Source organism: Bradyrhizobium sp. C-145 (genome assembly GCF_023375135.1).
In the GTDB taxonomy this organism is placed as follows: domain Bacteria; phylum Pseudomonadota; class Alphaproteobacteria; order Rhizobiales; family Xanthobacteraceae; genus Bradyrhizobium; species Bradyrhizobium zhanjiangense.
This window is the reverse complement of the sequence record NZ_CP088150.1, coordinates 3,124,177-3,147,743: the sequence shown is the minus strand read 5'-3', so window position 1 is coordinate 3,147,743 and position 23,567 is coordinate 3,124,177. Positions and strand designations below refer to the sequence as shown.

22 protein-coding genes and 3 riboswitches are annotated in these 23,567 nt (G+C 67.0%); of the genes, 4 read left to right on the top strand and 18 right to left on the bottom strand.

Features of this window, described 5'->3' with window-relative positions; all coding sequences use genetic code 11:
• Positions 1 to 14 precede the first annotated feature (14 nt).
• On the bottom strand, positions 15 to 2,372 hold the full coding sequence (locus tag LRP30_RS14535) for a TonB-dependent receptor (RefSeq protein WP_249760763.1): 2,358 nt from the start codon (positions 2,370 to 2,372) through the stop codon (positions 15 to 17).
• Between the two features lie 114 nt (positions 2,373 to 2,486).
• Positions 2,487 to 2,689: riboswitch (cobalamin riboswitch) on the bottom strand.
• Between the two features lie 72 nt (positions 2,690 to 2,761).
• Here LRP30_RS14535 and LRP30_RS14530 point away from each other — a divergent pair.
• Complete coding sequence (locus tag LRP30_RS14530) at positions 2,762 to 3,334, top strand: histidine phosphatase family protein (RefSeq protein ID WP_249760762.1); 573 nt, start codon at positions 2,762 to 2,764, stop codon at positions 3,332 to 3,334.
• A gap of 6 nt (positions 3,335 to 3,340) precedes the next feature.
• Here LRP30_RS14530 and cobT read toward each other — a convergent pair whose 3' ends face one another.
• The 8 genes from cobT to cbiE form a co-directional block, all read right to left on the bottom strand.
• A complete protein-coding gene (gene cobT, locus LRP30_RS14525) occupies positions 3,341 to 4,393 on the bottom strand; it encodes a nicotinate-nucleotide--dimethylbenzimidazole phosphoribosyltransferase (RefSeq protein ID WP_128947821.1) in 1,053 nt (350 codons plus the stop codon).
• A gap of 10 nt (positions 4,394 to 4,403) precedes the next feature.
• Positions 4,404 to 5,153, bottom strand: coding sequence for a precorrin-6A synthase (deacetylating) (cobF, locus tag LRP30_RS14520; RefSeq protein WP_249760761.1), 750 nt, complete (start codon positions 5,151 to 5,153; stop codon positions 4,404 to 4,406).
• A 46-nt stretch (positions 5,154 to 5,199) separates the two neighbouring features.
• Entirely contained in the window at positions 5,200 to 5,877 is a 678-nt protein-coding gene (locus LRP30_RS14515) for an energy-coupling factor ABC transporter permease (RefSeq protein WP_249760760.1), read from the bottom strand.
• A 36-nt stretch (positions 5,878 to 5,913) separates the two neighbouring features.
• Positions 5,914 to 6,134, bottom strand: a riboswitch (cobalamin riboswitch).
• Between the two features lie 45 nt (positions 6,135 to 6,179).
• Positions 6,180 to 6,911 (bottom strand): uroporphyrinogen-III C-methyltransferase, encoded by a 732-nt coding sequence (cobA, locus tag LRP30_RS14510; RefSeq protein ID WP_091887719.1) that lies wholly within the window; start codon positions 6,909 to 6,911, stop codon positions 6,180 to 6,182.
• Positions 6,908 to 8,218: a cobyrinate a,c-diamide synthase gene (locus tag LRP30_RS14505; RefSeq protein WP_249760759.1), complete on the bottom strand. Its 1,311-nt coding sequence runs from the start codon at positions 8,216 to 8,218 to the stop codon at positions 6,908 to 6,910. The genes cobA and LRP30_RS14505 overlap by 4 nt, the downstream gene beginning before the upstream one ends.
• Positions 8,218 to 9,000, bottom strand: coding sequence for a precorrin-4 C(11)-methyltransferase (cobM, locus tag LRP30_RS14500; RefSeq protein ID WP_249760758.1), 783 nt, complete (start codon positions 8,998 to 9,000; stop codon positions 8,218 to 8,220). Before cobM ends, LRP30_RS14505 begins: the two co-directional genes overlap by 1 nt.
• Positions 8,997 to 9,365 carry a cobalamin biosynthesis protein gene (locus LRP30_RS14495; RefSeq protein WP_249760757.1) on the bottom strand — a complete coding sequence of 123 codons (369 nt, stop codon included), beginning with the start codon at positions 9,363 to 9,365 and terminating at the stop codon, positions 8,997 to 8,999. Before LRP30_RS14495 ends, cobM begins: the two co-directional genes overlap by 4 nt.
• Positions 9,362 to 10,543 (bottom strand): precorrin-6y C5,15-methyltransferase (decarboxylating) subunit CbiE, encoded by a 1,182-nt coding sequence (gene cbiE / locus LRP30_RS14490; protein ID WP_249760756.1) that lies wholly within the window; start codon positions 10,541 to 10,543, stop codon positions 9,362 to 9,364. Before cbiE ends, LRP30_RS14495 begins: the two co-directional genes overlap by 4 nt.
• Between cbiE and LRP30_RS14485 the strand changes: the two genes are divergently transcribed.
• Positions 10,542 to 11,288 (top strand): cobalt-precorrin-6A reductase, encoded by a 747-nt coding sequence (locus LRP30_RS14485; RefSeq protein ID WP_249760755.1) that lies wholly within the window; start codon positions 10,542 to 10,544, stop codon positions 11,286 to 11,288. The genes cbiE and LRP30_RS14485 overlap by 2 nt on opposite strands.
• Here the strand turns inward: LRP30_RS14485 and cobJ are convergent.
• Genes cobJ through LRP30_RS14450 form a run of 7 tightly spaced genes read right to left on the bottom strand, consistent with a single transcriptional unit; the run spans position 11,264 to position 19,186 of the window.
• A complete protein-coding gene (cobJ, locus tag LRP30_RS14480) occupies positions 11,264 to 11,998 on the bottom strand; it encodes a precorrin-3B C(17)-methyltransferase (protein ID WP_249760754.1) in 735 nt (244 codons plus the stop codon). The genes LRP30_RS14485 and cobJ overlap by 25 nt on opposite strands.
• On the bottom strand, positions 11,995 to 12,726 hold the full coding sequence (locus LRP30_RS14475; protein WP_249760753.1) for a precorrin-2 C(20)-methyltransferase: 732 nt from the start codon (positions 12,724 to 12,726) through the stop codon (positions 11,995 to 11,997). Before LRP30_RS14475 ends, cobJ begins: the two co-directional genes overlap by 4 nt.
• Before the next feature lie 2 nt (positions 12,727 to 12,728).
• Entirely contained in the window at positions 12,729 to 13,358 is a 630-nt protein-coding gene (locus LRP30_RS14470) for a precorrin-8X methylmutase (RefSeq protein WP_128947829.1), read from the bottom strand.
• A complete protein-coding gene (cobG, locus tag LRP30_RS14465; RefSeq protein WP_249760752.1) occupies positions 13,358 to 14,521 on the bottom strand; it encodes a precorrin-3B synthase in 1,164 nt (387 codons plus the stop codon). Before cobG ends, LRP30_RS14470 begins: the two co-directional genes overlap by 1 nt.
• A complete protein-coding gene (gene cobN / locus LRP30_RS14460) occupies positions 14,518 to 17,766 on the bottom strand; it encodes a cobaltochelatase subunit CobN (protein ID WP_249760751.1) in 3,249 nt (1,082 codons plus the stop codon). The genes cobG and cobN overlap by 4 nt, the downstream gene beginning before the upstream one ends.
• Positions 17,766 to 18,815: a cobalamin biosynthesis protein CobW gene (gene cobW, locus LRP30_RS14455; RefSeq protein WP_249760750.1), complete on the bottom strand. Its 1,050-nt coding sequence runs from the start codon at positions 18,813 to 18,815 to the stop codon at positions 17,766 to 17,768. The genes cobN and cobW overlap by 1 nt, the downstream gene beginning before the upstream one ends.
• Complete coding sequence (locus LRP30_RS14450) at positions 18,812 to 19,186, bottom strand: DUF1636 domain-containing protein (protein ID WP_128934809.1); 375 nt, start codon at positions 19,184 to 19,186, stop codon at positions 18,812 to 18,814. Before LRP30_RS14450 ends, cobW begins: the two co-directional genes overlap by 4 nt.
• Positions 19,187 to 19,279: 93 nt before the next feature.
• Positions 19,280 to 19,500, bottom strand: a riboswitch (cobalamin riboswitch).
• Between the two features lie 39 nt (positions 19,501 to 19,539).
• Between LRP30_RS14450 and cobO the strand changes: the two genes are divergently transcribed.
• Both cobO and LRP30_RS14440 read left to right on the top strand, forming a co-directional pair.
• Positions 19,540 to 20,175, top strand: a complete 636-nt coding sequence (gene cobO, locus LRP30_RS14445; protein WP_128934810.1) for a cob(I)yrinic acid a,c-diamide adenosyltransferase — start codon at positions 19,540 to 19,542, stop codon at positions 20,173 to 20,175.
• A 12-nt stretch (positions 20,176 to 20,187) separates the two neighbouring features.
• The gene (locus LRP30_RS14440; protein WP_249760749.1) at positions 20,188 to 21,636 is read left to right on the top strand and encodes a cobyric acid synthase; all 1,449 of its coding nucleotides are present in this window, start codon (positions 20,188 to 20,190) and stop codon (positions 21,634 to 21,636) included.
• On the opposite strand, the gene cobD is transcribed toward LRP30_RS14440, so the two are convergent.
• Both cobD and cbiB read right to left on the bottom strand, forming a co-directional pair.
• Complete coding sequence (gene cobD, locus LRP30_RS14435) at positions 21,625 to 22,590, bottom strand: threonine-phosphate decarboxylase CobD (protein WP_249760748.1); 966 nt, start codon at positions 22,588 to 22,590, stop codon at positions 21,625 to 21,627. The genes LRP30_RS14440 and cobD overlap by 12 nt on opposite strands.
• An 11-nt stretch (positions 22,591 to 22,601) precedes the next feature.
• Complete coding sequence (gene cbiB, locus LRP30_RS14430) at positions 22,602 to 23,543, bottom strand: adenosylcobinamide-phosphate synthase CbiB (protein ID WP_249760747.1); 942 nt, start codon at positions 23,541 to 23,543, stop codon at positions 22,602 to 22,604.
• Positions 23,544 to 23,567: the final 24 nt, after the last annotated feature.

Sequence of the window (23,567 nt, the reverse complement as noted above, 5' to 3'; positions counted from 1 at the left end):
TTATGCTCGCGGCCTCACCATTTGAACGCTGCCGAGATCTCATAGGTGCGCGGCGCGCCCAGGAGGATCTGATCGGGATAGAACGGATCACCCCAGATTGCGTAGCGCTTGTCGGTGATGTTGCGGACGCGAAAGGTCAGGCGAACCTGGTCGACCGCATTGAACACCGTTTTGGGGATGTCGACGAAGGCATAGACGTCGGCGACGGTATAGGCCTTCATCGTCACCACGTTGGCATCGGTGTTGTAACGGTCGCCGACATGGCGGCCGGTGATGCCGAGCTCCACCGGCCAGGGCGTGAAGAAGCGCCAGGATGCGCCGGCGTTGGCCACGATGCGCGGCACGTTTGGCGGCGTATTGCCGGAGAACGAGCCACCGACAAAGTTGTAGTCGGCGTAGCGCGCATCGACATAGGCGATGTTACCCCAGAGACGCAGGGGGTCGATCGGGCGCACGGCCCCCGCGAGCTCCACGCCCTTCGACTCCTGCCGTCCGGCGATGTTGAGCTGCATGCCGCCAGCTGCGGCATAGACGTTCTTGCGCACGATGTCGTAGGCGGAAAACGACCACTCCGCACGGTTGTCCCAGAACAGGTGCTTGACGCCGGTCTCATAGGTGCGCGCGGTGGTCAGGTCGAGCGGCTGGGTCGGCCCGAGCAGAAAGATGTTGTTGGCTGCGATGTCGGCGCCGGTGGCGTACTGGCTGAAGAAGGTCAGGCCAGGAACAGCCTCCCAGGTATAGCCGATGCGTCCCGTCACCGGCGCCCAGTCTTTCGTGAACGGGAAGCCAGCCTTCTCCAGGCCGTTCTTATCGGTCGAGTTGCGGTCGAGCCCGATATGCTCGACGCGCAGGCCGCCGATCAGAGCGAAGGTCCGTGTCAGCTTCAGCCGGTCCTCGAACGACAGCGCCTCGTTGTCGATGCGCGCGGTTTGCTGCTGGATCGTGAGCGGGCCGTAAAAGCCGCGGTTGGGATCGACGAGCGAAACGGAATCGCCAGGGAAGTTCGCCGCGCCCGGCCTGACGAAATCGAGATAGCTTGACGAGAGAGTCGTGACCAGCCGGTTGTCGAAGCCAGCGATGTTCGCATCCCAGATCAGGTCGGTGACATTGCCCACCAGCCGCTGGCTGTGCGCGACATAGAAGCGTTCACGGTTGACCATGTTCGTCGTGGAATTGAACGCCTCGATCTCGTTGTTGAACCAGGTGCGCTCTGCGCCGTAGCCATAGGCTTGGCTTTTCAGCGTCAGATCGGGCGCCAGCTTCAGCTCGAAACCGCCGCGCAGCCACACCTCTTGCGCGACGTTGCGGTTGTCGAGGACGTTATAGTTGGTGTTGAAGGTACGATCATCGATGGTGACGGCACCGAGATTGGTTCCGTTGTAGTTCGAGACGTAATTGCCGGAGACGATCCCCGTCGTCGCGTGCGAGCCGCTGAAGGCGATCGGCACCAGCGGCGCGCCCCAATAGGCTTTGGAACGATCCTCCCGGTACTCGATCGCGCCCCAGATCTTGAGACTGTCGGAGATGCGGTAGTTGAGCTGGCCGGACGTGTCGAACGTCTTGACATTGGTATCGTCGGCAAAGCCGTTGAGCGTGGAACGGCTGAGGTCGAAGCGATAGTCCAGCCCCTGCACGTTGGTGCTGCCGCCGGAACCGTAATGGGCGCGGAACGAGTTCAGGGAATCCCAGGAGAAGTCAGCTTCGTTCCGAATCGGTCCGGTATGCGGCTGCTTGGTGACGAAGTTGATGGCACCGCCGGCGGCGCCCTCGCCCGAGATCAGCGAGGCCGGACCTTTCAGGAATTCCACCGCCTCCAGATTGGCGGTATCTGCGATCCGCGAGGTCATGTTCTGCGGACCGATCTTGATGCCGTTGTAGAGCGTGTTGATTTGGGTGTTGGTGAAGCCGCGCATCGAGAAGGCCGAAGGTTCAGCCGGATTGTCGCCGGAGGTGACACCGACTGCGCCCTGCGCCACCTCGGAGACAGTGCGATAGCCCTGCTCGCGCATCGTCGCGGCCGAGATCACCTCAACGGTCGCCGGCGTCTCGCGCACGGTGAGGCCGAGCCGCGAGGCGCTTTCGGCCACGGCATTGCTGTTGAGCGGCGTTGCTGCCGCGGCGGCCGGCACGACAGGCTTGGGCGCTGCGGATGCGGCCGCCGGTCTGCGTGCAGCTGCACGGCGGGCGCTCTGCGCCTCCCGGCCCGCCGGCTTGGCCTGCTTGCGGGATTGCGCCGGCGACACCTCGACCGGCGGCAGGGGTTCGCCGGCCTGCTGCGCCAGCGCCACGGGCAGATCAAAAACGGCAAAAGATGTGAGCGCCGCGGAGGCAAGCAGGAAGCGGCGCTGTCGGACAATATGGATGAAAGACACGGTTCGAAACCTCGGTATGACGTCAGTGGCACGTCACAGCGAACGAGGTCTCACCCTGGGCCTGTCAGCCGTCCGATGAAGCCGAATGTCTGTACTCCCCGACCGACATCTTCGCGTGTGACCACGGCTGACGGCAGGTCTCCTGGCTCGCGGGTCGTGACCGCTTCGTCGCCTTCCCGGGACCGAGGACCCAGTGGCTTCTGACGAATGATTCACCGCTTACAGTTGCGGGGGCAGCCGCGGCATTGGGCACAAATTCCCCGCACCGCATTCCCTTTTCATCCCCTCTCGGGGAAACCGTCGAAGCCATCTAGGATTACGATCAAGACAGAGTCAATGTGCAAGCTGCGGCGCTATTGCAACAGCAACCAACTTCCTCGGAGATGAGCATGGAAGGCGAGACCTTCCTCTGGCTGATACGGCATGCACCGGTCGACGGCGTCGTGGGGACGATCCATGCGGCTGATGCGCCAGCCGATCTCGGCGATCGCGCGCAACTGCAGGCCCTGCGGCAGTGCCTGCCGCGAGGCGCAGCGAGCTACGCCAGCCCGTCGCGGCGCACGGTCGAGACCGCGCAGGCGCTGGGACTCGCGCCCGAGCTGATGCCCGAATTCGGCGAACAGGATTTTGGCGCATGGACCGGCCGTCGGCATGACGAGATCGGCGCGGCTGGCGACGAGGCCTATGCGCAATTCTGGAGCGATCCGGCGCGCGGACGTCCGCCGGGCGGCGAGAGCTTTGAGGATCAGGTCACGCGCGTCCGGCTTGGGCTCTCGCGGATCGGCGCGGGCTCCGCAGCGCTCGTCGTGCATTCCGGCACGATCCGCGCTGCGCTCTGCATCGCGCTGGATCTGACACCGCACGCTGCCTTGCGCTTCGTGATCGATCCGCTGTCGCTCACCCGGATCGACCGGCTCGCCACCGGCTGGCGCGTCGTTTCCGTCAATCAGCGCACGGCCTGAGCCGGATCAGGCCGGACGGTCCGGCACATTGGCCTGCGCAAATGTCGCCATGCCGTTGTGGAGCGCGCAAGCCGACCGCACCAGCGGCAACGCGATCGCGGCGCCGGATCCCTCCCCAAGCCTGAGATCGAGGCTGATCAGCGGCTGCACGTTCAGCGCACGCAGCACCAGCCGATGCCCCTGCTCTGCCGATTGATGCGACGGCAGCAGGAACGGCCGGCACGACGGGTTGATCCGCACCGCCGCCAGCGCCGCCACCGACACGATGAAGCCGTCGATCAATACAGGGATGCGGCGCTGCGCAGCTGCAATGATCGCGCCTGAGATCGCCGCGATCTCGAGACCGCCGACGGCGCACAGGATGCTTTCGGGCGAAGCCCCTGCAATGCCATGGCGCGCAATCGCGGCATCGATCACCCGCGCTTTGTGCGCACGGCCGGCCGCATCGATACCGGTGCCGCTGCCGGCGATCTCCTCGGCGCTGGTGCCGAGCAGGCTCGCCGCAATCGCCGCCGAGGTCGTGGTATTGCCGATGCCCATCTCGCCGAAGATCAGCAGATCGGGCTGATTGGCTGTTGCGCGCGCAACCGCGCCCTGACCGGCCTCAAACGCGAATGCCAGTTCCGCAGGTTCGAGCGCAGCTTCCACGCTGAAGTCGCGCGTGCCGCTGCGCGGCTTGTCGGTGACGACGCCCGCCATCCCCTCCTGCGCCAGCGTGCCGGCGTCGACCACCTCCAGGCTGGAGCCAAGCTCACGCGCCAGCACCGAGATCGCGGCGCCGCCGGAGGCAAAATTCGCCATCATCGCGATGGTGACCGCTTGCGGATAGGCCGACACGCCCTGCGCGACGATGCCGTGATCGCCGGCGAAGACGATGATCGGCACGCGCGCGGCTCGAGGAGATTCCGTCGCTTGCAGGCCCGCAAGCTCGATCGCGAGTTGCTCGAGCCGGCCAAGCGCGCCGGTCGGCTTTGTCAGTTGCGCCTGACGCGCGATGGCTGCCTCGCGATGATGCGCGGAGATCTCGGGACACTGTTGGTAGACCCATTCGGGGAGCATGCTGCCTCGCTTAACGCGTGCGCTTGAGAATGTAGCTGTCCATGATCCAGCCATGCCGCTCGCGCGCTTCCTGCCGCATTGCGACAATACGCGAGCCCACTTCGGCCAGCGCGCCGGACATGACGATCTGATCGGGCGTGCCGAGATAGGCGCCCCACCATATCTGAAGCCCAGCCGGATCGAGCGACTGGAACGCCGTGCCGCCGTCGAGCATCACCACCACGGTATCGACGCTCTGCGGCCAGCCGCCTTCGCGCAAGCGCCGCCCCGTCGTGACCAGGAACGGCTCGCCGATGTCATTGAGCGGCAGCGCATGCACGGCGCACAGCGCCTGGATTGAGGTGATGCCGGGCACGACCTCGATATCAGGCAAGGGATCGAGCCGCCGCGCGATGCGTAGCGAGGAGTCGTAGAGCGAAGGATCGCCCCAGATCAGCAGCGCAACCTTGCCCTCGCCGGCGAGATGACTTGCGATCGTTTGCGACCAGGTCACGGCAACCGCATCGTGCCAATCGTCCACGCCCTTGCGGTAGTCCGCCTCAGTCGCGTCACGCACTGGCAAGTCGAACTCGGCGATGCGGGTGCTCGCGCTGGTGAGCGCGTCCGCGCAGATCGTCCGCCGCAGATCCGCAAGATCGGATTTCGCCGTCTCCTTGCGCGGAATCAGGACGAGATCGGCGGCGTTGATAGCTTGGATCGCGGCGCGCGTGAGCTGCCCGGGATCGCCGCAACCGATGCCTATCAGGGAGAGCGTGAGCATCGCGAGCGCGAAGGGCGGCCGCGCCGGCCGCCCGTTCGCTTGTCTCTTAAGCGGCGTTATGCAGGCGCGGCGTGACGAGGCCGGGCGCGGTGACGCCACGCAGCGACTTCGCCAGCGCCAGCACGGCGAGATCGGCGAGCGGCTCGATCACGATGACCAGCGCATAGGATGCCGCAAACGTCGCGATGTTGGCGAGGTTGGTCGCGCCGAAGCCGGAGCCATAGAGGGCCCAGAACGCCACCCAGACGACGATGCCGGACTGATAGGCGGTCGAGAGCGCCAGCGCCTGGCGGTATTGCAGATCGACGTAAGCCGTGTTGCGCGGAATGATCCGCGTCGCCAGCGCCTGGATCGCGAACAGCGGCACCAGGAGCGTGGTGACGTTCATGCCATATTGCGGCAGGTCGGTCGGCACGAAGAAGACGCCCTGGAGCAGCAGGCCGAACGCAAGGCCGAAGGCGGCGGGCGCAGCACCGAACAGCAGGAACAAGGTCGAGCCCAGGATGAAGTGCACCTCGGAGACGCCGACCGGGAAGTGCGGCAGCACCTGGAAGAAAGTGAAGACGAGGCCGGTGGTGGCGAGCGTGCGCGTCGCGAGCGAGCCGATGCCCTGCTCGCGCACGGTCTCGACCGCGAGTTTCAAGGCAACACCACCTGCGGCGATGCCGGTTGCGTAACTCAACACGAGCTTGGCGCCCGTCACGATCCCTGGTTCGATATGCATGGTTCAGATCCTTCCTGCCGTCACACCCGACGGCCTTGGCCTCAAATCGTGCAGGGCCGGTCTCCTGGCTCGCGGTTCACTGGGGTTCTCCGGCCTTCCCGAGCCTTGCGGCCCAGTGGCTGATCGGAGCCCCTCACCGCTTACAGTCGCGGGGGCGGCTGGGGTTTTGGACGCCGCAGCTGGGTCCGCCCATCCCCATTCCCGATTATGCTCCGGCGCTTTGCGCCGTGTCGAGCACCATGCCTCTCCTGTGTGCCCCTTTCGCGAGCCGGGCGTCAAGGGGCGAAGGGCGACGGCGGCCATCATGACGGATCGTCTCCCGCCAGGGCGCCGAACAGGATGACGGCGGCCGTCGAGGCGGCGCCGCCCCGCGCAAGCTGCTCGGCGAGCTCGGCAATCGTGGTGCGGACCAGCCGCTCGTCGGAACGGCCGAGTGATTCCGCAAACAGCGCCGGCGTATCTGCGGCGAGGCCATGGTCGATCAATTTTGCGGCAAGCGCCGGAAAAGTGCGCCGGCCCATATAGACCACGGTGGTTGCCTCGGGATCGGCCAGCGCCGCCCAATTCAGGTTTGGCGGCAGTTCGCCGGTGACGTCGGCCCCGGTCACGAACTGCACCCGCCGCGAGGTGTGGCGCCGGGTCAGGGGGATGCCGGCTTGCGCGGCGGCAACGCAGGCGGAGGTGACGCCGGGAATGATCTCGTAGCCGATGCCGGCCTCGCGCAGCGTCTCCAGCTCCTCCTCGAGCCGGCCGAAAATTCCGGCGTCGCCCGACTTCAGCCGCACCACCCGCGCGCCGGTTGCGGCATAATCGACGAGCAGGCGATTGACATGGTGCTGCTTGGTCGAGGGCCGCCCTGCCCGTTTCCCCACCGCGACGAGATTGGCGCCGGGACGGGCGAGATCGAGGATCGCGCCGGAGGCAAGATCGTCATAGAGCACGACGTCGGCCTCACGCAGCCGCGCAGTCCCCTTCACCGTGAGGAGTTCTGGGTCGCCGGGGCCGGCGGAGACGAAAGAAACAAAACCGCTCACCGATCCTCCGCGATCAGATGGAAGAACGTGCCGGTGGCTTGGCCCCGCCGCGAGCCGGTCTCGGCAATGACCGTGCCGGTTGCATCGTGAACCACGGCCAGCGGCGTGTCCGGCTGGGCGATGATCGTCGAATAATGGAACTCGTGGCCGCGCAGGCGTGCGCCGACCTGATGCCCCGGCATCGGCGCGGCCAGTTCGGCGAGACGATAGCCCAGATGCATGCGGCGCTTGGCAAAGCTGGTCTCCAGGCCGAGCAACCCCGCCATCTCATGGCGCACGCCGTCGGCGTCGGTCAAAGCGATTCCCAACACCATATAGCCTCCGCATTCGCCGTGCACGGGGCGCGTCTCAGCAAAGACGCGCAAGCCGTCGCGAAAGCGTGCACTAGCCGCAATCTTGCCGGCATGAAGCTCGGGATAGCCGCCTGGCAGCCAGCAGACATCGGCGCATGCGTCAGGCGCTTCATCGGCCAACGGCGAAAATGTCGAGATCTCGGCGCCGGCCGCGCGCCAGGCTTCCAGCATATGCGGATACACGAAAGAGAACGCCGCATCGCGGGCCAGCGCGATGCGTTGGCCCGGCGGCGTCACGTTCAGGCCGTTCGCCCCGGATTGCGGCGCCCAGCTGGCTGCCGCTCGCAGCACCGCCTCGAGATCGACATGCTCGGCGACGAAGCGCGCGGCCTCGTCGATCAGCTTGCCGATCTCGACCTGCTCCTCGGCCTGCACCAGGCCGAGATGGCGCTTCGGCAGGCTGATCTCGGCATGGCGCGGCAGCGCGCCGAACACGGCGATGCCGGCATTGTTCAGCGCGCGCCGCACGAGATCTTCGTGGCGCGGGCTGGCGACGCGATTGAGCACGACGCCTGCGAGGCGCACCCCGGCGCGATAGTCACGAAGACCTGCGGCGATTGCCGCCGCGGTCTGCGCCTGTCCCGACGGATCGATCACCAGCAGCACCGGCCAGCCCAGCATCTCCGCAATGTCGGCGGTGGCGCCGGTGCCGGAGACGCCGCGTGCGGCAACACCATCGAACAGCCCCATCGAGCCCTCGGCGAGCACGACATCGGCATCCGCGCTGCGGCTGACGAGATGCGCGATTGCTGCGCGGTCCATCGCCCAGCTATCGATATTGACGGAGGCGCGTCCCGTGGCGGCGGCGTGGAAGGCGGGATCGATGTAGTCGGGCCCGCTCTTGAAGCACTGCACGTTCAATCCGCGATTGCGCCAGGCGCGCGCGAGCGCCAGCGTCAGCGTGGTCTTGCCGACGCCGGAGGCCGGCGCGGAGATGACGAGGCCTGCCGCCATCACGACCCCTCCGGAAAGCGTGGCTCGGCGCCGACCGGCCGATAGCGGCGATCATAATCGGCGGCATAGAGACGGCTCTCGTCAAAATCCGCGGCGCCAAGCGTCCGGCCGACCAGGATCAGCGCGGTGCGTTCCATTTCGCCGCCCACAGCCGCATCGAGCGTTGCGAGCGTCGCGCGCACGATGCGCTGGTCCGGCCAGCTCGCGCGCCAGACGATGGCGACCGGACAGTCCGCGCCGTAATGCGGCGTGAGCTCGGCGATGACCTTATCGAGCAGATGGATCGACAGGTGGATCGCGAGCACCGCGCCGGTGGCGGCAAATGCCGCGAGCTTCTCGCCCTCAGGCATCGCGCTGGCGCGGCCCGGCGTGCGCGTCAGCACCACGGACTGGGTGAGACCAGGCAGCGTCAACTCGGTCTCCAGTGCCGCTGCAGCAGCCGAGAACGACGGAACGCCCGGCGTTACCGAATAGGGAATGCCGAGCGCGCGCAGGCGACGGAGCTGTTCGCCCATCGCCGACCAGATCGAGAGATCACCGGAATGCAGCCGCGCGACATCTTTGCCGTCCGCATGCGCAGCGGCGATCTCGGCGATGATCTCGTCGAGCGACAGCGGCGCGGTGTTGACGATCCGCGCACCGGCCGGGCAATGCGCCAGCACGCCCTCCGGCACCAGCGAGCCGGCATAGAGGCAGACCGGAGAAGCGGCGATCAGATCGCGTCCGCGCAACGTCAGGAGGTCGGCAGCGCCCGGCCCCGCGCCGATGAAATGCACCGTCATGCGCCGTCTCCTTCAGCGATCGCCGCGGTCGCGGTGCGATCCTGCGAGACCGCCCGCGTCGCAATCAGCCGCGCACGAGGGCCGGCCGCTGCGAGCGCCGCCGCTTCAGCGACTGATCCCGTGCCGAACTTTTTGGCAACAAGCTTCGACTGCGTCGGCGTGTCGATGCCGGCCAGCAATTCGGCCGGGATAGCCCTGATCGGCACACCGCATTCGCGCGCGAGCTGCTCCAGTGCTTCCGCATCCGCCTTGTCGCTGACGGTCGCCACGGCGGCAAGGCCTTCAAAACCGCCGGCCGCCAGCAGCGCTTCACGCAGCGAAGCCAGCGTAACGTCGCGCTTAAATCCGAGCCCGGCAACTTTCATCGGACCACACTCCACTGCACCACCGGACGCGTCGCCTCCCAGGACCGGTAGCGGCCGAGCGGGCCGGCATGCGCGATCTCGACGCGCATCAGCTCGCCGCCGTGGCGCTGGTGCAGCTCGCCGAGCAGCGCTTCCGTCTCCAGCGTGACTGAATGTGCAACAAGCCGCGTACCCGGCGCGAGCCGGGGCCAGATGGCATCGAATATCGCAGCGCCGAGACCGCCGCCGATGAAGACCGCATCGGGCCCTTCCAGCGCAGCCAGAGCGTCGGGCGCATTCCCCGTGACGACGGTGATCCGATGCGCCAGCCCGAACGCCGTCGCATTGCTGCGGATGTTCGCAGCGCGATCGTCGCGCGCTTCGATCGCGATCGCCGTCCCGCCACACAGCGCCCACTCGATGGAGATCGAACCTGAGCCGGCGCCGACATCCCACAGCCGCTCACCGGGACGCGGCGCCAAGGCCGACAGCGCCAGCGCACGCACCGGACGCTTGGTGATCTGGCCGTCATGGACAAAGAGATCGTCCGACAAGCCCGAACTGCGGGGAATGCCCTGCGTCCCCCTCGCCAGCACCGCCACCGCAACCAGATTTCCAGCAATATCATCAGCAAAGAGATCGGCGCGATGCTGGTCAATGTATTCCCGTGGGCCGCCAAGCGCAGCAAGAGTCCACAGGATTGAAGCGCCCCATCCGCGTTCCGTCAGCCATTTCGCGAGATCATCTGCCGCCTTCCCGTTGCGCACGAGGCAAATGATGCGCGCATCTCGTGCCAGATGCGGCACCAGACGCTCGAATGGTGCGGCATGAAGCCCAAGACACACAACCGACTCGAGCCGCCAGCCGAGCCGTGCGGCGGCGAGCGAGAAGGTCGATGGCGCGGGGTACGCGATCCACTCGTCGCTACCGAGCTTCTCGACCAGGCCCGCCCCGGCGCCATGCCAGAATGGATCACCGGAGGCGAGCACCGCGGTCGGCCGGTCGCGGCAGCTCAGCACGATGTCCGCATCGAACGGCACCGGCCACGGACGGCCGCGGCTGCCAACTTCCGCGAGCGCAAGATGACGCTCGCCGCCGAAGACGGTTTCTGCCTTGGCAAGCGCCTTTCGGCTTGCCTCCGACAGGCCGGCAAGGCCATCTTCGCCGATACCGATGATGGTCAGCCAGGGATCAGCCATGACACGCGCCCTCATTCTGGGCGGAACAGCCGATGCGAGCCTGCTCGCCGCGGCGGTCGCGCGCGCCGGCATCCAGGCCATTTATTCCTATGGCGGCCGCACCCGCGCGCCCGCCGATCAGCCGCTGCCGACACGCATCGGCGGATTCGGCGGCGTGAGCGGGCTTGCCGACTACATTCGTCGTGAGGCCATCACGCATGTGATCGACGCGACGCATCCCTTCGCCGCCGAGATGAGTCGCAATGCGGTCGCGGCGTGCGCAGAGACGGGCACTCCGTTGATTGCGCTGGAGCGCGCGCCGTGGAGCAAAGCGCCTGGCGACGACTGGATCGAGGTCGTCGACGTCAATGCCGCCGTCGCCGCGCTGCCCGAGGCTCCGGCAAAAGTGTTCCTCGCCATCGGCCGTCAGCACATCGCGCCATTCGCGATGAAGCCGCAGCACACCTACACGCTGCGTTTCGTCGATCCACCCGAAACGACCCTGCCCTTTCCGGCCGACGTGATCGTGTCGCGCGGGCCCTTCACCCTCAACGGCGAGCTGGAGATGATGCGCATGCGCGGCATCATGTGCATTGTCGCCCGCAATTCCGGAGGCGATGGTGCGCGCGCCAAGATCGACGCGGCGCGCATGCTCGGCCTGCCCGTGATCATGATCTCGCGACCAGAGCTGCCCGAACGTCAGCGGGTCGAGAGCGCGGCTGAGATCATGCAGTGGCTCAGTCATCGCACCTGCCTCGGCGCATAGATCCAGCGGCCGACGCGCCGCGTCTGCGAATTGCCGACGATCACCAGCGTGCGCATGTCGGCCATCTCGGGCGCCACTTCGTTCAGCGTGACGGTTTCGATCTTTTCATCGGGCGTACTGATCGCGCGCGCGAAGATCACGAGCCGCTCGCCGCAGCCGGCCTCTCGAAGCGCCGCAAGCGCGCGGCCAAATCCTTCCGGCCGGCTGGCTGAGCGCGGATTGTACATCGCGATGGCAAAATCGGCTTCCGCGGCGAGCCGCAGGCGCTTCTCGATCACGGCCCAAGGCTTCAGATTGTCGGAGAGATTGATCGCGCAGAAATCATGGCCGAGCGGCGCGCCGGCGCGGGCAGCCGCCGCCAGCATCGCGGTGATGCCGGGCAGCACGCGGATCGGCAGGTCCCGCCATTGCGGTGCCTGCTCGAGCGCCTCGAACACGGCAGAGGCCATCGCGAAGACGCCGGGATCACCGGAGGAGACGACGACGACCTGGCCACCTTCGGCGGCAAGCCGCAGGGCTTCGCTCGCGCGATGCAGCTCTTCGCGATTGTCCGACGGGCGCAGGGTGAGCCCTGCTCGCGGCGACACGCGCGCGACATAGGGAGCGTAACCCAAAATGTCGGTCGCAGACGCAAGCGCGGCGGAGACTTCCGGCGTCACCAGCGCGTCGCTGCCAGGGCCAAGGCCTGCGATGGTCAGCGTGCCCGTCATTCGGCGGCGTCCAGATGCCGGCCCTTGCCGTGCACCAGCACTATCGCGAAATAAGGACAGTCGGCGGCATCGATCTCTGCGAGCCGCGTAACGCGCTCACCCGGCATGGTGCCGCGCTCGACCAGCCAGGCATCATCCAGTCGGCCGGCCGACGCGAGCGCGCGGCGCACCTTTGCGAGATTGCGCCCGGTCTTCATGATGACGAGCGCATCGGAATCACGCATGCGCCGTTCGAGCTCGTCTTCGGCAAGCGTTCCCATCAGCACCGTCGTGACGTCGTCGCCGAGCGCGATCGGCTGGCCGACGCCGTTCCAGCAGCCGACCATGCCGGGAATCCCCGCGATCACTTCGATCTCGACGCGGCCTTGCAGGCGCGTGTGCAGATGCATGAACGAGCCGTAGAAGTAAGGATCGCCCTCGCAGAGCACGACGACGTCGACCGCGCGCGAAAGCCGCGCCAGGCGCTCGGCCCATTCGTCGTAGAAGCCGGCGAGCAGCTGCACGTATTCAGGGCTGTCGAAGGCGATCTCAGTCGTGACCGGATATTCCATGGGATATTCGGTGACGTCGGCAGCCAGCATGCCCTCGACAATGCGGCGCGCCTGGCCGGGGCGTCCCTTCTTGCGAAAATAGGCGACGTGCTTGGCGGCGCGCACCGTTCGATCGGCGCGCACGCTCATCAAATCAGGATCGCCGGGGCCGAGACCGCAGCAGATGATGCGCCCCATGACTATTCGCTCCGGCTCGCCAGCGCGTTGACAGCGGCCACCGTGATCGCGGAGCCGCCGAGGCGGCCTTCAACCGTCAGCGCCGGCACCGGCGGATCGGCCATCAGCGCGGCCTTGGATTCGGCGGCGCCGACGAAGCCGACGGGACAGCCGATGATCGCCGCGGGCCGCGGGCAGTCGCGGTCCTCCAGCATGTTGAGCAGATGAAACAGCGCGGTCGGCGCGTTGCCGATGGCGACGATCGCGCCGCCCAGATGCGGCCGCCACAGCTCCAGCGCTGCCGCCGAGCGGGTGTTGCGCATGGATTGCGCGAGTGCGGGAACGGCGGCATCGCCGAGCGTGCAGATCACGGCGTTGGCTGCGGGCAGTCTCGCGCGCGTAATGCCTTCGGAGACCATGCGCGCGTCGCACAGGATCGGCGCTCCCTTCTGCAATGCTGTGCGCGCAGCGGCCGCCATGCCGGGCGTGAAGCGGATATGCGCCTCCAGGCCGACCATGCCGGCGGCATGGATCATCCGCACCACGACCTGCTCCTCGTCCGGCGTGAAGCGCGCAAGATCGGCCTCGGCGCGGATGATCGCAAAGGATTGCCGGTAGATCGCCGCACCGTCGGTTTCGTAAGTGTAGGGCATCAGTGCCCTCCGACCAGGATGGAGGGATCGCTGACGATGTCATCACCGTTCAGGCCGCGCAGAGCGGGCTCATCGCGGGTCGATCCACCGCGGACGAGATCGAATCCGGTGCGGGTCGCAACCAGCGTCACAGCGGCGGCGCCGGAATGCGCGCAGCCCTTGGCGCAGCCGGAGACGTGAAGCCGCGTATCGGCTGCAATGCGTGGCGCGAGCGCAGCGGCGAGCGCGCGGGTATCGGCATGCGCCTCGCGGCAGCGCGGCGCACCGCTACAGGCGATGACGCGTAGCGCGGGATCGTACGGCTCCGTAATGAGACCCGCCCCCTTCGGCATCGCACGCTTGCCCTCGCTCAGAACCATCCGCCATGGCGTCATGCGCAGGGCATGTCCGCAAGCCGCGAATTGATGCAGCGTTGAATGCAGCATCTGTCCGAACGCAACCCCGACCATGGCGCCCTGCGGATAATGTCCGGGCCGCAGCGCGGCCATCACGGGGGCCGGTTCGGTCTCGCCGCGCAAGGTCCCGGGCAATGCCGCACCCGAAGCGATGTGGGCCGCCATGCGCCCTCGCCCGCCGCTGACGCCGCCGGACGTTATGAACCAGTTTGCGATCGCCAGCGCCGTGCTCACGGCGCCTCCGCGCCCGACGGAGCGACCGAGCCTCGCACCATCCGCGCGGACCAGGAGCCGGCCGCTGCGATCGCGCTCGATGCGCACGTCGGCGGAATCGCCGGCCAGCACGCGCGAGGTCCCGTCATCGATCGCGAAGCCGAATTTTGTGGGCAATTTGAGCGCGCTGTCGGCAAGCGCCTCCTCGAGCTCGGCGGCGAGTGCCTGCGTGTCGTCGCCCTCGTTCCAGAACGGCGTCACCAGGATGTTGCGCCGGGATTCGATATCGACGTCGGGATCGAGCAGCGCCAGTCGCGCAAGGCCATCGAGCAGCGGGCCGTGGCTTTCGTCGCTGACACCTCTGATCTGGAGATTGGCGCGGCTCGTCACGTCGATGAGACCACTGCCGAAGCGTTCGGCCAGCCCGGCAAGGCCGGAAATCTGTGCCGCTTCAAGGCGTCCACCGAACGGGCGCACGCGCACCACGAGCCCGTCGCCCGACCGCATCGGCCGCAGCGCGCCGGGACACCAGCCCTTGATCGCGGAAGCGCTCATGACGCCTCCTTCAGCGCAGCGGCGATCGAATTACGGCGCGTCTGCCAGAGCGAGGCCTCATGCAACCGCGTGAAGCAAGTCTCCATTGCGACGAGCGCCGTCGGATTCTCGCGTGCCATGAACGCGCGGACATCATCGTTGCCGAGCGTCGCATCGTAATAGAGATCGAACAGATGCGGCGGCACGGCGCCGGCAAGATGGGCGAAGGCAGCCATGTGCTCGAGCGTCGCGGTGATCTCGGCCGCGCCGCGAAAACCGTGGCGCATCATGCCGGCGATCCAGGCCGGGTTGGCCGCGCGCGCGCGGACGACGCGAGAGATCTCTTCCGTCAGCGTGCGCGCATGCGGCTCCTCGGGGCGAGTCGTGTCAATGTGATAGAGCGATGGTCCGCTCGCACCGAGATGTGCCGCAGCTGCGGCGACGCCGGCTTCATGCGCGGCATAGTCGGCAGCGAGCAGAAGATCGGTCTCCGGCAGATCCTGGACGTGGACGAAGGCATCGGCCGACGCAAGCCGCGCCTCGATGCCGGCGCGATCCGGCTGCAGCGCGCCATCCGCCGAGAACGCCCAGGACGATGCCGACAGCCAGGCTTCCCCGGCGGCATCACGCGTCTCGGGCGTGAATGCATCCGGGATCGCCGACAAGCCAACGCCGTATTGTCCGGGCCGCGGCGCAAATACGCGTGACGCTCGGTGGCGATAAGGATTCTCCTCGCCCTCCTCGTCGCGGCTTGCGAGTGCCTCGGATGCGGCCTCGAACAATTGCGCCAGCCCCGAAAACACGTCGCGGAACAGGCCGGACACGCGCAGTGTCACGTCGATGCGGGGGCGGCCGAGCTCGGCCGGCACGATGATGTCGTAACCGGTGACGCGGCCGGAGGCGTGGTCCCAGCGCGGCGCGAGGCCGGCCAGATGCAGCGCCATCGCGAACTCCTCGCCCGCGGTGCGCATCGTCGCCGAACCCCAGAGATCGACCACGAGCCCCTTCGGCCAGTCGCCATGATCCTGCAAGTGACGGCGCAGCAGCTCTTCGGCGAGCTTGATGCCTTGCGCATGGGCCGACGGCGTCGGCACCGCGCGTGGATCGACGGCGAAGAGATTGCGCCCGGTGGGCAGCACGTCCTGGCGTCCACGATAGGGTGAGCCCGACGGCCCCGGCGCAACGCGCTTGCCTGCAAGCGCCGCCTGCAGCGCCTCCCGCTCCGCTCCGCCGCAGGCGCCGCGGCCGAACACGTGCAGGCCGTCACCGAACTGGCTTTCCTTGAGATCGCAGACGAAGCGATCGATCCGCGGAATGGCTTCGGCTGGTGCGGCCGATGCATCGAGGCCGAGATCGTCTTCGAGACCCGCCGCGCGCGCCTCGTCGCGGATCGCTGAGATCAGACGCTGGCGGCGCGCGGGATCAAGACCATCGGCAGTCGAATATTCGTCGAGCAGACGTTCGAGCCGGCGCAGGCCTTCCGGCACGACGGATGCCGCAAGCGGTGGCGGCAGATGGCCGATCGTGACGGCAGCGATGCGCCGCTTGGCCTGCGCGGCCTCTCCGGGATCATTGACGATGAAGGGATAGATGACGGGGAGATCGCCGATCAGGGCTTCCGGCCAGCATGCCTGCGACAGCGCCACGGATTTGCCGGGCAGCCATTCCAGCGTGCCGTGCGCGCCCATGTGCACGACGGCATTGATGCCCTGCCCTCGGAGCCAGAGATAGAATGCGACATAGGCATGGCGCGGCGTGCGGGCGAGATCGTGATAGTCGGCATCGCGCGTCGTTGCATCGCCGCGCTCGGGCTGGACCGCGATGATCGACGCGCCGCAAGCAATGGCGGCAAAATGAAGCGCGCCGTCGCGACAGCTCGGATCATCCTCCGGCACGCCCCAGGCTTGCGCGAGATCATCCTGCAAGACTTGCGGCAGGCGCAAGAGCGCAGCACGGTACTCAGCGACGCTCCAGGTAAGCTGCTGCCTCAGCAGCGTCTCGCCGAGCGCATCGACCGGCGCAACATCGAAGCCGGCCTCCGCGAGATCAGACAGCAAGGCCTCGACCGAGGCCAGCGCATCGAGACCGACCGCATGCGCGATCTGGTGCGGACGTCCCGGATAGTTCGAGAGCACGATCGCCAGACGCTTCCTGGCGGCCGGCGTCTCCGCGAGCCGCCGCCAGGCGGCAACGCGTGCTGCGATGACCTGCACCCGCTCCTCATCCGCGCGATGGACAAGATGCGAGAATTGCAGATCGGGATCGCGCATCCCAGCGGATTTGAAGCTCACCACGCCCGCGAACAGGCGACCGTCGACCTCGGGCAGCACCACATGCATCGCGAGATCGCCGGGCGAAAGACCACGGAGCGAGGTGGCCCAGTCCTCACGCTGCGCCGTCGAGAGCGAGACCTGGAACACCGGACATGATGCGGTATCGAACGGCGTCGTGCCGTCATCGCTCATTGCCGAGAACGCCGTCGCATTGACGATCGCGGCCGGAGGGTCTTGCACGAGATGCGCACGCAGCCAATCGGCAACGCCCGCGGCCTTCAGCGAGGTGACGAAGACGCCATAAGCGTCAAAGTCCTTCTCGCGCAGCGCGGCGATCAGGGCATCGACCGGGCCGGTGTCCGCAGCAGTGAGATAGGAGCGATAGAACGTCACCAGCGCGCGAGGCTTCCCCTCGCCGCCTACCGGCGCAGCAATGACGCCACGCGCGGGATCATAAAATCCCATCTCAGGCACGGTCATCTCGCCGACGACTGGCCCGGCATAGAGGCCCGAGGCCAGCGCGAGCTGAGCGATCGCAGCTTGCGCCGCGACCGGGCCGCCGGTGTCGCAGAGCACCTTGAGCCGGCGCAGCGTCGAGACCGGCAAGGTCGAATACGCGTCCAGCCGCGTATCGTCACGGCCATCGGCCGGCAGCACGGCCAGTACGATGTTGCGGTCTTTGGCAAGTTGCTGGAGCGCCGCGAGACCGTACGGCCAGTAGGACTCACCGCCAATCAACCGCACCAGGATGCCGCGCGCCTGCGACAGCGTGCGCTCGATATAGGTGTCGACCGAGAGCGGATGACGCAGCTCCGCAAGATTGGCGAGCCGCAGCGACGGCAGGCTGTCGCGCCCGCGCCGCCAGCCGGCCGCGAACGCGGCAAGGTCGGAATCCGAATACGAGAGCACCACGAGATCGGCCGGGTCCTGGCCGATGTCCCTTGGCGTCGCGGTCTCCTCGAGACCGCGGCTCTCGCGGAAAACGACGTGCATCAGATGCCAGATCCTGAAAGACCAAGTCCTGACCTGATCGCGGCCTCGTCGATGTCGCCATGCTCGCCGATCACGACGAGCTTTGATTGCCGTACGCCGGCAGCCCAGGGCTTGTCGAACTGGTGTCGCACGCGTTCGCCGACCGCTTGCAGCAACAGGCGCATCGGCTTGCCCGCGACCGCAATATAGCCCTTGGCACGCAGCACGTTCTGCTCGCGCGCCAGGCGCTGGATGGAGGCGACCAGCGCCTCGACATTAGACACTTCCGGAAGATCGATCACGACCGAGGCAAAATCGTCGTGCTCATGCTCCTCCTCGCCGTCGTGATGCGAGGGCCGCGCGGCAAGATCGTTCTCGGCGGCAGCGCCGAGGCCGAGAATGACGCGCGCATCGATCGCGCCGTCGGTGACGGGCAACATCGGCACGCGGCGCGGCATCTCGGCCGTGATCGCCGCCTTGGCCGCTTCGATACCCGTGGCGCCCGCAAGATCGGCCTTGGTCAACAGCACGATGTCGGCACAGGCGATCTGGTCCTCGAACACTTCCGACAGCGGCGTCTCGTGATCGAGATTGTCGTCCGCTGCACGCTGCGCTTCGACCGCAGCCGGATCCGGCGCGAAGCGGCCGGCAGCGACGGCTTCGGCATCGGCCAGCGCGATCACACCGTCGACCGTGATGCGCGAGCGGATCTCCGGCCAATCGAACGCCTTCAGCAGCGGCTTTGGCAGTGCCAGGCCCGAGGTCTCGATCAGGATGTGATCGGGCCGCACTGGGCGCGCCAAGAGCTGCTCCATGGTCGGAATGAAATCGTCGGCGACGGTGCAGCAGATGCAGCCATTGGCGAGTTCGACGATGTTCTCCTCGGGGCAATTGGCGTCGGCGCAAGACTTCAGGATCTCGCCATCGACGCCCTCGCTGCCGAACTCGTTGACGAGCACGGCAAGCTTCTTGCCGCCCGCATTGCTGAGCAGATGCTGGATCAGTGTCGTCTTACCGGAGCCGAGGAAACCGGTGACCACCGTAACCGGGACTTTTGCGAGCGAATTCATTCGGCGGCCTCCGGCACGACGGCGATGGGGGGAATGCGCGCAAGCGATTGCTTGCGGAAGATTTCGGGACGGCTGCGCCAGGGCACGAGGCCGTCGGGCGCGGCCGCATAGGCCGCAGCGCCCGCGATCACGTCGCGCGCATTCGCATCCGACAGGCGGCCATAGACGTAGGACCAGCGGCCGGGCGCGCTGAGCGCGACTGAGCAGCCCTGGCTGCAGGCGGACAGGCATTCGACGGGAACCACGCTGACGCCATCGGGCACGCCGGCGTCCAGGATCGCGCCATGCAGCCGCTTGCCTGGCGTCGTCTCGCCCTGGCCAAGTGTCTCGCCGGCACGGCAGGTAATGCAGACGTGAAGTGTGACCGTCATCGCCTCTTCCAGAATAAACAGCGGGAGGCGAAGAGGCGCACGAACCACTTTTCAGGGGCCCGTTTCCCCGTCGCGGAACACCCCGTCCGCCGGTCCAAAATCGTCCGCGCTGGCAGGTCTCCCGGCTTGCGGAGCAGGGTCTTGCCCTTCGATCCCCGCCTTCCCGATCCCCTGGGGGATCAGTGGCTTCGGGCATCTCTCCGGTCACGGTCGCGGGGGCGGCTGCATTTTGGACCCAAATCTTGCCGATTCGGACCCTATCGCATTCCCTCTTCGCCTGTCATAGGACAGGAACCAACGCGGGCCCACCATTTGCCGCTGGCCGCCACTTGTCAAGCCGAAGGACTGGTACGATGACGCCTGAACCGGAGACCCAAACGGGCGAGGAAACCGACGCCCGGCACGCTGCGAAAATGGCGAAGAAGAAGGCCGCCCGCGACAAGATCATGGCGACCAAGAGCGGCGAAAAAGGCCTCATCATCGTCCACACCGGCGCCGGCAAGGGCAAGTCGTCCTCCGCCTTCGGCATGATCGTCCGCTGCGTCGCCCATGGCTTCCCCTGCGCGGTGGTGCAGTTCATCAAAGGCGCCTGGGACACCGGCGAGCGGCGCCTGCTCACCGGTCATTTCGGCGATCTCTGCCAGTTCCACGCCATGGGCGAAGGTTTCACCTGGGAGACGCAGGACCGCGCCCGCGACATCGCCGCCGCGCGCGCCGGCTGGGAGAAGGCCAAGGAGCTGATATCAGATTCCAACCTGCGCATGGTCGTGCTCGATGAGATCAACATCGCGCTGCGCTACGACTATCTCGATATCGCCGAGGTCGTCGAATTCCTCACCACGCAGAAGCCGCCGATGACGCATGTCGTGCTCACCGGACGCAACGCCAAGGACGAGCTGATCGAGATCGCCGACCTCGTCACCGAGATGACGCTGGTCAAGCATCCCTTCCGCTCCGGCATCAAAGCGCAAGCCGGCGTCGAATTCTGAGACGATCTCGCTATGGCGCGCGCGCTGATGATCCAAGGGGCCGGCTCGGACGTGGGCAAGTCGCTCATCGTCGCCGGCCTGGCGCGCGCCTTCACGCGCCGTGGCCTGCGCGTGCTGCCGTTCAAGCCGCAGAACATGTCGAACAACGCGGCCGTCACCGTCGATGGCGGCGAGATCGGCCGCGCCCAGGCGCTCCAAGCGCTCGCCGCCGGCGTCGAGCCGCACACCGACATGAACCCGGTGCTGCTGAAGCCGGAGACCGATGTCGGCGCGCAAGTCATCGTCCACGGCAAGCGCATCGCAACCGCCCGTGCACGTGACTATGCCGCGATGAAGCCCTCGCTGATGAGTGCCGTGCTGGAGAGCTTTGAGCGGCTGAAGGCACGCTCTGATCTGGTGCTGGTGGAAGGCGCCGGCAGCCCGGCCGAGGTGAACCTGCGCAAGGCCGACATCGCCAATATGGGCTTTGCGCGCAAGGCCGACGTGCCGGTCGTGCTGGTCGGCGACATCGACCGCGGCGGCGTCATCGCCCAGCTCGTCGGCATCAAGACGGTGATCGACCCCGATGATGCCGCGATGATCCAGGGTTTTGTCATCAACAAATTCCGCGGCGATCCCACGCTGTTCGATGACGGCTACAAGCTGATCGAAGCGAGGACTGCGTGGCGCGGTCTCGGCGTGCTGCCCTGGTTCGCACGCGCCGGCGAGCTGCCGGCAGAGGATGCGCTGGGCCTGCGCGATGCGCGAAAGCCGGGCCAATGCAAGATCGCCTGTCTCGCGTTATCGCGGATCGCCAATTTCGACGATCTCGATCCGCTCAAGCTCGAACCGGGCGTCGATCTCGTCATGGTGCGTCCGGGCGAAGCGATTCCTGGCGATGTCAGGCTCGTCATCATCCCCGGCTCAAAATCCACCCGCGGCGATCTCGCCTTTTTGCGGGCGCAGGGCTGGGACATCGATCTGCTCGCACATCACCGCCGCGGCGGCCATGTGCTCGGTCTCTGCGGCGGCTATCAGATGCTCGGACATAGAGTCGCTGATCCCGATGGCATCGAGGGCCCTGCGGGCGACACGCCGGGTCTCGGGCTGCTGGATGTAGAAACGGTGATGAGCCCGCAGAAGACGCTGACGCGTGTCGCGGCCGTGCATGCCGCCACCGACAAGCCGATCGAGGCCTACGAGATCCACATCGGCCGCACCGATGGGCCTGACCGTGCGCGGCCATTTGCGAAACTGAACGGCGAGCCGGAAGGCGCGATCTCGCGCGATGGCCGCGTGCAGGGCAGCTATTTGCACGGCCTGTTCACGTCGGATGATTTCCGCAAGGCGTTCTTGGCAAAACTCGATATTCCCGCGGGCGACGAGCCCTATCACGCCAGGGTCGAGAGCGCGCTTGATGCCCTCGCCGATCACATCGAAAAGCATCTCGACGTCGAAGGATTGCTCGCGTTAGCGCGCTAGCACCTCGGCAAGGCGAGCCCATTCGGCTTCGCTGCCGGGAAGCCCGAGGCGCAGCCATGTCGGCTCTCTCGCGAAGACACGCGACCAGATTTGGCGACGCGCGAGTTTTTCCTGCGCGGCGCGCGCGTCAGGCGTTCCATAAAGACGAAACAAGGGCGTGCCGCCGACAAGCGTCCAGCCTTGCGACTGCGCCATGGCGTCGAGGCGAGCACAGTCGCGTGCGAGCCGCGCTGACGTCGCCTCGGCCCAGGCATCATCGCGCAAGGCGCGGCAGCCAATCGCGATCGCTGCCCCCGAGACCGGCCATGGCCCCGACATCGATGCAAGCTTGCCGATATCGGCCGCATTGCCGAGCGCGAACCCAAGCCGCAGGCCGGCAAGGCCATAAGACTTTCCGAACGAGCGCAGGATCAGCAGCCCCGGCCGATCCGCTTCCGAAGCAAGCGACAGCTGCGGAACGGCGTCGGCAAAGCTCTCGTCGATCACGAGACGGCCGACGCGCGGCAGCAATGCCAGCAAGTCCTTCGGCATATGGCGGCGTCCATCGGGATTGTTGGGATTGACGATGATCGCGAGGTCTGCGCCGGCTAGCGCGTCGAGCCCCGAGACCTCCTGGACATCCCAGTCCGCAGCCGACAGGACCCCGGCATATTCATTGTAGGTCGGCGCGAGGATGCGCGCGCGGCCGGATGGCGCCAGTTGCGGCAGCAATTGAATGGCGGCCTGTGCACCGCCCATCGCAGCAACAGGTGCGCTCGTGCGATAGGCGTGCTGCGCGGCTTGAAGCAAGGCATCGACCTCGGCGCGCGAGGGCAACGCGCTCCAGGCGCGCGGGCTCACCTCGCCCACGGGATAAGGCAGGCGGTTGATCCCTGTCGAGAGGTCGATCCAATCCTCAGCGCGTCCGCCAAAACGCTGCTGGGCCTGATCGAGATTTCCACCGTGCTCGCGCATGCCCCGTTGTTTCACGCGAAGGCCAGGATCGCAAGCACCCCCGCGAGAAGCAGCATGGACCTACGATAGACCGCCAATCCGTGATTGATGTCCGCAGCGAGCGGATCGCGCGCGCCTTCGTTGAGCCAGGGCTCGTTCGTGATGCTGCCGTGATAGATGCGGGGACCGCTGAGCCGCACACCGAGCGCCCCCGCCATGGCCGCTTCCGGCCAACCGGCGTTGGGCGAGCGATGGCGGCGCGCATCGCGGCTCACGCACGACAGCGCCTCCGATCGCCGCGGCGCCAGCAGCACGAAGAGGAAGCCGGTCAGGCGCGCCGGAATGAAATTGGCGACATCGTCGATGCGCGCTGCGGCCCAGCCGAAAGCTTCGTGTCGCTCGCTGCGATGGCCGATCATGGAGTCGAGCGTGTTGATGGCCTTGTAGCCGAGGATGCCGGGTAAGCCTAACAGCGCGCCCCAGAATACCGGCGCCACGATGCCGTCGGAGGCATTCTCGGCAAGGCTCTCGATCGCCGCGCGCGCGATGCCGGGCTCATCGAGCGCCGCGGGATCACGGCCAACGATGCGCGAGACCGCGTCACGTGCAGCGGTGATGTCGCCGGCCTGCAAGGGATTTGCGACCGCCGCGACATGATCGTGCAGCGAGCGCAGCGCGACCAGGGGCCAGGCGAGGACGCCGACCAGCACGATCTGGGTCCAGCCCGACCAAAGCAAGGATTGAATCATCCAGCCGACCGCAACTGAGAGCGCGATCACGAGAAGTGCGCCGGCAATGCCCGCGCCGCGGCGAAGAGCCGGCGGATCGGACACGCGATTCCAGGCCGTGTCGATGGCCGCAATCAGGCGGCCGAGCCAAGTCACGGGATGGCCGATCCGCGCGAACAGCCACGACGGCCAGCCCAAGAGGGCATCCACCGCCATCGCCACCACCATCGCGCCCGCAAAGCCCACGCCGGCCTCCTGTCCCGCCCCTGT